The 7,010-nt window shown below is 42.9% G+C and carries 10 protein-coding genes; 3 read left to right on the top strand and 7 right to left on the bottom strand.

Annotation, left to right across the window (positions count from 1 at the left end):
• Window positions 1–366 precede the first annotated feature (366 nt).
• Together GX654_13370 and GX654_13365 are read left to right on the top strand one after the other, a co-directional pair.
• Window positions 367–777 (top strand): hypothetical protein, encoded by a 411-nt coding sequence (locus tag GX654_13370; GenBank protein NLD37851.1) that lies wholly within the window; start codon window positions 367–369, stop codon window positions 775–777.
• A 51-nt stretch (window positions 778–828) separates the two neighbouring features.
• Window positions 829–1,266 (top strand): hypothetical protein, encoded by a 438-nt coding sequence (locus tag GX654_13365; GenBank protein NLD37850.1) that lies wholly within the window; start codon window positions 829–831, stop codon window positions 1,264–1,266.
• A gap of 259 nt (window positions 1,267–1,525) precedes the next feature.
• On the opposite strand, the gene GX654_13360 is transcribed toward GX654_13365, so the two are convergent.
• From GX654_13360 to GX654_13330, 7 genes are all read right to left on the bottom strand, one after another.
• Window positions 1,526–1,915 (bottom strand): DUF3465 domain-containing protein, encoded by a 390-nt coding sequence (locus GX654_13360; GenBank protein ID NLD37849.1) that lies wholly within the window; start codon window positions 1,913–1,915, stop codon window positions 1,526–1,528.
• Between the two features lie 156 nt (window positions 1,916–2,071).
• Window positions 2,072–2,530, bottom strand: coding sequence for a cupin domain-containing protein (locus GX654_13355; protein ID NLD37848.1), 459 nt, complete (start codon window positions 2,528–2,530; stop codon window positions 2,072–2,074).
• A gap of 14 nt (window positions 2,531–2,544) precedes the next feature.
• Window positions 2,545–2,952, bottom strand: a complete 408-nt coding sequence (locus GX654_13350) for a PIN domain-containing protein (protein NLD37847.1) — start codon at window positions 2,950–2,952, stop codon at window positions 2,545–2,547.
• A complete protein-coding gene (locus GX654_13345; GenBank protein ID NLD37846.1) occupies window positions 2,949–3,188 on the bottom strand; it encodes an antitoxin in 240 nt (79 codons plus the stop codon). Before GX654_13345 ends, GX654_13350 begins: the two co-directional genes overlap by 4 nt.
• A gap of 40 nt (window positions 3,189–3,228) precedes the next feature.
• The gene (locus GX654_13340; GenBank protein NLD37845.1) at window positions 3,229–4,881 is read right to left on the bottom strand and encodes a DEAD/DEAH box helicase; all 1,653 of its coding nucleotides are present in this window, start codon (window positions 4,879–4,881) and stop codon (window positions 3,229–3,231) included.
• Window positions 4,868–5,263 (bottom strand): type II toxin-antitoxin system VapC family toxin, encoded by a 396-nt coding sequence (locus tag GX654_13335; GenBank protein NLD37844.1) that lies wholly within the window; start codon window positions 5,261–5,263, stop codon window positions 4,868–4,870. The genes GX654_13340 and GX654_13335 overlap by 14 nt, the downstream gene beginning before the upstream one ends.
• Window positions 5,260–5,466: an AbrB/MazE/SpoVT family DNA-binding domain-containing protein gene (locus GX654_13330; protein NLD37843.1), complete on the bottom strand. Its 207-nt coding sequence runs from the start codon at window positions 5,464–5,466 to the stop codon at window positions 5,260–5,262. Before GX654_13330 ends, GX654_13335 begins: the two co-directional genes overlap by 4 nt.
• A 150-nt stretch (window positions 5,467–5,616) precedes the next feature.
• Between GX654_13330 and xseA the strand changes: the two genes are divergently transcribed.
• Window positions 5,617–6,975 (top strand): exodeoxyribonuclease VII large subunit, encoded by a 1,359-nt coding sequence (gene xseA, locus GX654_13325; protein ID NLD37842.1) that lies wholly within the window; start codon window positions 5,617–5,619, stop codon window positions 6,973–6,975.
• Window positions 6,976–7,010 lie beyond the last annotated feature (35 nt).

Genomic DNA, 7,010 nt, shown 5'->3' with positions numbered 1-7,010 from the left:
GGCTAAAGTTATTAGCCATAGGGCTTTTGGTTATCGTACTGAAAACACATTTAAGCTGGCTCTATATCATGGCTTGGGAAAGCTACCTATGCCAAAATTGACCCACAAATTCTTGTGAGGAGCCTAATTAATTAACTCAAAGCCCGAGTATCTGCTTTCCAATTATAAATATTTATTTATGATTGTAAATCTTTATCAATCAGGTTTTTGGCAGACCGGTCGACCAGTTAGTCCCGTGCACTGGCATTTACCCTGAAATACAATATCTTTTAGGTTGCAATAGAAGCTGTACAGGCGTAAATCTTAACCGGATGCAGGCATAACCTGTATCCGGTTTTATACTTCATAGAAAGGAGAACCTGAAAGATGACTGAATCCAAATATGAAAAATACATTGTGAGAGGGATTGCCACTAAAGAATCCATTCCGGGGGTTATGCCTTCTGCCTTTGGTGAACCAGAAGGCTGGGCTGGAATAGACCATCGCATGAAATGGGACTATGTATCAAAACCAGTTCAGATTGAAGAGGCACACTCTCATGACTTTGAGGAGTTCCTCTGTTTCATGGGGACAAACCCCGCTGACACAGAGGAGTTTGGGGCTGAGATAGATGTTTTAATGGGTAAAGAGGGAGAAAAACAGGTTATCAATACCCCTACTGTTGTTGTAATACCAAGAGGCATGGTACACAGCCCGATAAATTTCAGGAAGGTTGATAAACCGGTTATCTATTCCAGTATATACATGGCAAAGGAATATATAAAAAGTCCTGCATAAAGGAGTTTTCGTTTCAGTACCTGCTATTATATGATGAAGGAGAATAAAGAAATGGCTGAATCCAGATTTGATAAATATGTGCTCCGCGGAGCAAAGGTTTCTATCCCGGTCTTCCCGGAAAAGGCCCTACTGAACATCGGTTTTGATCAGAAATATATGGAAAGGTTTGGAAAGGTAGATATTAATTTTAACTTTGTAAGCATACTCTCCCCCCATGTACTGGCGGACCCGCCTCATACCCACAACTGTGATGAATATCTCTTTTTTATACCAGCAAGCTATGAGAACTGGCCGGAACTCGGCGGAGAGGCAGAGATAGCAATGGGAGAGGAGTGGGAAAAGCATACAATAACCACCGCAGCCATAATCTGTTTGCCCGCAGGCGTGCAGCATGCACCCATCTTTATGAAAAAGGTGGATAGGCCTTTTTACTTTGGCCACTGCCTGCTGGCTGATAGTTATGGTTCAAGCCAGTTTAATGGGGTTTAAAATGGATTTAGAGACATTGAAAACCCCAGGATACCTCACACAGAGAACACTGAGAACACAAAGAAATTTAAGAGCGAACAGCTTCCTTCGCTGAAGCTATTGTGGGACAGGCATAGGACACGGAGTTTTTATAGATTTTAAAGGGCAGACACAGGGGTCTGCCCCTACAATATTAATGAAACCTCTCCGCCCCAAGGGGAGGGGCATTAAACCCATGCTTCACAATAAAGTCTATGTGATGCTCCTTCCGATATTACTTCTATTGATATATTCTCCCTTTGTGCTTCAACCACCCATCTTCATGACTGCCATCAGGGTCATGATGGGTCCAGTGCACAACCCCGCCCTTTGTATTCCAATCATACTCCCCGTAGAATTCTATTTGATCCCCTTTGCCAAGGGAATTGATTTTGGGCGCTATATCAATATTATGAGAAACAAGAAGAGTCAGGCCTGAATCAAGCTCTATGATAAATCTCTGATGGCGGCTTCCTTCGTTGTCGTCCGGTAGAGTAGCTGTCACCCTGCCCGATCCGCTGACCTGTATGTTGCTTTCTTTATTTTTAAAGGCATCCGCTAAAACCTGTTGATTTGATAATAGTATAAATACTTTCTGATGGTTTATTTTGTATATGCTGAATACCTGCATACACAAGGCCGACAATTACCAGGATTAAGATTATGTATTTTTTCATATTTTTTCTGAAGATTATCTATGTTCCGAGGTTTTGATAAGAGACTCGTAGGGGCACAGCGCACTGTGCCCTTTCTACGATATTGGCCAAAAAGTCCAGCCTGTGTTTATTTATGTCGGTGGATCGCTCACAAACCTCTTCATGGGTGACATGGCGATCTGGAAGACCGGTTTATTTATCTTTCTGAAATTAAGCCCGCCATGTTTTACTCCAGCAGGGATAAAGATAAAACAGGTCTTTGTGATGGTCATCTTTTTACCATCAATACTGAAATCAACCTCGCCGCCCAGATCGGTTGTATCCGACATGTCACTCCCGACAAAACCGCATATCTCATCATAATCATGGGCATGTTCAGGATGTTCACGCGGCAGGGAATCAACTGCCCATGCGGCCTCAACATAAAATGCCCCCGGAATAACCCTGTCATCAATATAGATAACCCTTTTAATGGGATCATCCTTTGGGGATTTGTCTGCAAGGTCATCGGATTCAAAATTGTGAACACCCTCAGGTACTATCAGGTTGGTGCTCACTACTGCCTTTGGTTTGTTTTTTGAAGCTGTCATAATCATCTCCTGTTTTAAAATATAGCTAAAAATTCAATAGGTTCAAAAACCTTGATTGATGCATATTTAAAGTCTTTTACATTTCTTGTTATAATACAATCCACGCCCGCTATTTTGCCTGACTCTTCCAGCACAGCATCTTCAAAATCAGTAACCCTGCTATTAAGCGCCCGTTCAATTACAGCTTTATTGACAGGAGCTATTTCAAACAGGCTTATAATGTGACTTAAAGCCATTCTGGCCTTTTTAACCGGAAGAGATTTTGTTAAGAGATAATCGATGGTTGTAACTGTTGTAGCGCAGATAAAAGCCTCTATTTTAGAATCTTCAGCAAGGCAGAATATTTCAACAGCAGGTTTAAAAAAAGATTTACGTTCAAGCAGCACATCCAGGATTATATTGGTATCAATAAGAGCCTTCAAAGATACTTCTCCATGAGATGGGCTTTATAGTCATCTTCTGATACATCTTTCCCCTTTAAAATACCAGCCAGCTTTGAGGTAACAGGGGGCAGTTTCTTAATACATGGTTTTTTTGAATCAATGGATTCGATAAAATCAGAAATCATTTGTGAGACAGATTTGCCCCTTAGTTTTGCCTCCAATTTGGCCTTCTGAACGGTACTTTCATCCATTCTTAATGTAAGCTTTGTATTCATGCCGTACAATATATATTTTTTTATACGTCTTAGTCAAGCCCTATGAAAGCATGCCAATCAGGTGACTTGCCTGGCCCTTTGTTATCCCTTTTGGCACATCAAGGTTTCTGCTTAATAATATAGCAAGCTGTTTTTCAGTTGCAGGCTGGTTTCGCCACCTTGAATACAAACTCAACAGGGGAATAAGATCATTGAACTCATTCTTAATGAACTTTTCTGCCTCATATATGGCAGCGGGCAGCTCTTTTGTCTCAGCTATTATCCTTTCAACGCCCTTTTCAATAAAGACAATCTCATAATTTCCAAGAATAGTGGGCATGATGGTAATCCTTCTTCCATTTGAAAGAGATAACTTATAACCACCTCCACCCATACTCACCCATGCAAAGTCTGCAAAGTAGATAACCTCATCAGGGGTCTTGAGATCAAACAGGTCTATCTTTGTGCACCTGTACCTGAGATTAGAAAGCGATGATGCCTTTTCAACAGGCACCCATGGCCTGTTTGCCTCCACCCACCTGATGGCCTCCCTTGCCTCGTCTGTTGTGTGACCCTCAAGGTTAAAGTCCGGTGACAGGCCAAAAAGAGATGGAAGGGTAGAAAGGCTGTGCCCCTTTGTGACATCCACTATGTCTATTACAGTAACATTTTCCTTACCTGGGTGCAGCCTTGTACCCCTGCCTATCATCTGGGTGTAAAGCAGTGATGACTTTGTAGGGCGTGCAAGTATGATCCCCTCAACAGACGGCTCATCATACCCCTCTGTGAGTACCATGCAGTTAGCCAGCACATCAATATTGCCTTCGCTGAAACATTTCAGTATCTCGCCCCTCCTTTGCGAATCCATATCACCAGTAATAGCCTCAGCATTTATGCCCTGCCCCTTAAATGAACCGGCAACACTTAATGCATGGGCAACATCAACACAGAAGCAGAGGGTCTTCTTGCCCTTGAGATAGTCATTATACACTTTTGTTATGATCCTGTTTCTTGGCTCAATATTAACTGCGCTTGAAAGCTGTGATGTAACAAAATCGCCCATGCGTGTCTTCACACGTGTAAGGTCAACATCTGTCTCAACCCTGTAACCCGCAACAGGCGAAAGATAACCATCCTTTATCATGTCAGGAAGCGGCTTTGAATAGACGATCTCCTGATATACTTCGTTAAGCCCCACACCATCACCCCTTTTGGGTGTGGCAGTAAACCCCACAAGCAGCTTCTGGGTTTCCGGGTGAAACACCCCCAGGTATTCAAGTATCCTTTTATATGTTTCAGCCGTGGAGTGGTGCGCCTCATCCACAATGATGAGAAAAAACCGGTCAGGATCAAGGGCCGCGAGCCTTTTTGATTCTGCACGACCGAGTGTGGGCACACTTGCGATAATTACATCACTCTCAGGTGAGGCAACTCTGTCTGCCTGTTCAACCTCCACCTTTAAACCGGGGTTTGCCCTTGTTATCTTGTCCTTTGCCTGATCAAGAAGCTCTGCCCTGTGGGCAAGGACAATCATCTGCCTTTTCATCCTGAAATAGCGGGGAAACTCAGAGAAGATAACAGTCTTGCCCGAACCGGTGGGAAGTGAGACTAGTGCGCGCCTTATGCCGCGTCTGTACCCTTCATAGATCGCCTCAAGGCACTCCTTCTGGTATGCCCTCAGGCTGAAGCTGCTTTTGTCATTACGTCCTGTCATCAAGGTTCTTTATCTTGGGGTAATAAATAACATTCGGGATATCTTTAAAATCAGAATCCTGCGTCCAGATCATACAATCATAAGCTAAAGCTGTGGAAAGGATTATACTGTCAGCCATTGGCAGACTATATTTCAGGCTTAGTCGCGAGGCATTTATAGCAATACCGGTGGTGAGTTCTATAACTCTCCCTTTTTGCATTGAGGCTACGATCTGCAGGGCATCATTCTCATCTCTCTCACGTAAAACCACCTTAAACACCTCATATATTGTAATCACAGGGACAATCAATGAGGATGTATCCTTAAGAGGTATTTCAAACTCTTTTGAATTTGGCCCGCCTGAAAAAAATTCGAGCCATCCTGAAGAGTCTACAATATTCATACCCTGTCACCCTCACGGGTGAAATCAATATTGATCCCTTTTAGAAAGCCTTTTAATTCTGTGATCTCTCTGTCAGGTATCAGTTCTATTCTGCCATTATACTCAACTATCCTCATTTTCTGACCCGGACGGAGCTGCATCGAATCTCTTATATTTTTCGGTATGACTACCTGGTATTTAGGTGAGACTGTAACGGTTTCCATGATATCCTCACATCGATAACATTTAAGTATTACGATATCATTATCGTTTAACCATTGTCAATGTCCAGTAGATCTATTTGAATTATTTACTGATTTTAAATGAAGATAAAATGACTTGTCTATTGAAATACAATATTTTAGTGTGAGGTTATGGACGATCATGAAACATATACAGAGGGCATAAAGCCCAGGATATATTCCGTAAGCAGCCTGACTGCCGGGATAAAAGAGCTGCTTGAGGAGAATTTTGAGTTTATCTGGATAGAGGCGGAGATATCCAATTTCAGGGCGCCTTCATCAGGACATTACTATATGGTCTTTAAGGACGCATATGCGCAGATAAGGGCTGTAATGTTCAGGCCACAGACAAGGTATATTAATTTTGTGCCTGAAGACGGCATGAAGATCGTGGCAAGGGGCAGGGTATCTGTTTATGAATCAAGGGGTGAATATCAACTGATTATCGATTACCTTGAGCCCCTTGGTGTTGGCGCAATGGCGCTAGCCCTTGAGCAGCTTAAAAAAAAGCTTTCTGAAAAGGGGCTATTTGACGAAGCAATAAAAAGGCCCCTCCCCTTCCTGATTCAGCATGTGGCGGTTATCACATCACCCACAGGAGCTGCAATCAGGGATTTTCTGAACATCGCCCACAGGAGATTTACAAACCTTGAGATAACCATAATACCTGTAAGGGTCCAGGGAGAGGGCGCAGCTAAAGAGATTATCGAGGCAATATCAACAGCCAATACAGAGCTTGATACAGACACCATTGTTATAACCCGCGGCGGAGGCTCAATGGAAGACCTGTGGGAGTTTAACAATGAAGAGCTGGCTTATGCCATCCGCGCCTCAAAGACACCTGTTGTTTCTGCTGTGGGCCATGAAATAGATGTCACCATATCTGACCTTGCCGCTGACATGAGGGCGCCAACCCCATCTGCTGCCGCAGAGCTGTTGGTAGCGGAAAAGGAGACTATTGAAAAGTGGCTCAGGGATATCAGGGAGCGCATGATAAACAGTTACAGTTATTATCTGGGCAATATAAAAGATGCATTGAACACTTATAAAAAGGGGCTTAAAGATCCCCGCAAGGGTATTGCCGATATATGGCTCAGGCTCGATGAAATAGAGGGCAGGCTCAAGAGGCAGATATCTGTTATTATAAATGATTATAAATTAAAGTTAAGGAACCAGAGCAGATCAATGTTTGTAAACTCCCCTGTAAAAAAGATAGAACGATGCAGGGAGGGGATCAGTTTTAAACAGCAGTTGCTCAACAGGTCAATGGAAAGGGTATTGGAGAGTAAACGTAAGAGGATTGATATCTTAAAAGAAAAATTGAATGACCTGAACCCCTATGCCATACTTGACAGGGGTTACAGCATTGTAAGAAGAGCAGACAAAAAGGCTGTCCGCTCTGCCTCTGAGGTAAGGCCCTTTGAGAGGGTGAATGTCACACTTTCAAAGGGGAGCCTTGAGTGCCTTATTGAAAAGGTTTTTGAGGAATAAATATGTATAGATTTTTATTAGTTGCAATATTAACA

Origin of the sequence: Desulfatiglans sp. (genome assembly GCA_012513605.1) — a bacterium.
Taxonomy (GTDB): Bacteria; Desulfobacterota; DSM-4660; order Desulfatiglandales; family HGW-15; genus JAAZBV01.
The sequence above is the reverse complement of the archived record's forward strand: the minus strand, read 5'-3'. Positions and strand labels throughout refer to the sequence as shown.

Bases quoted from the DNA above. Each gene is read 5' to 3' on its own strand.
- GX654_13360 (NLD37849.1), bottom strand. From the start codon at position 1,915: ATGCAGGTATTCAGCATATACAAAATAAACCATCAGAAAGTATTTATA.
- GX654_13365 (NLD37850.1), top strand. From the start codon at position 829: ATGGCTGAATCCAGATTTGATAAATATGTGCTCCGCGGAGCAAAGGTT.
- GX654_13335 (NLD37844.1), bottom strand. From the start codon at position 5,263: ATGAATATTGTAGACTCTTCAGGATGGCTCGAATTTTTTTCAGGCGGG.
- xseA (NLD37842.1), top strand. From the start codon at position 5,617: ATGGACGATCATGAAACATATACAGAGGGCATAAAGCCCAGGATATAT.
- GX654_13340 (NLD37845.1), bottom strand. From the start codon at position 4,881: ATGACAGGACGTAATGACAAAAGCAGCTTCAGCCTGAGGGCATACCAG.
- GX654_13355 (NLD37848.1), bottom strand. From the start codon at position 2,530: ATGACAGCTTCAAAAAACAAACCAAAGGCAGTAGTGAGCACCAACCTG.
- GX654_13330 (NLD37843.1), bottom strand. From the start codon at position 5,466: ATGGAAACCGTTACAGTCTCACCTAAATACCAGGTAGTCATACCGAAA.
- GX654_13370 (NLD37851.1), top strand. From the start codon at position 367: ATGACTGAATCCAAATATGAAAAATACATTGTGAGAGGGATTGCCACT.
- GX654_13345 (NLD37846.1), bottom strand. From the start codon at position 3,188: ATGAATACAAAGCTTACATTAAGAATGGATGAAAGTACCGTTCAGAAG.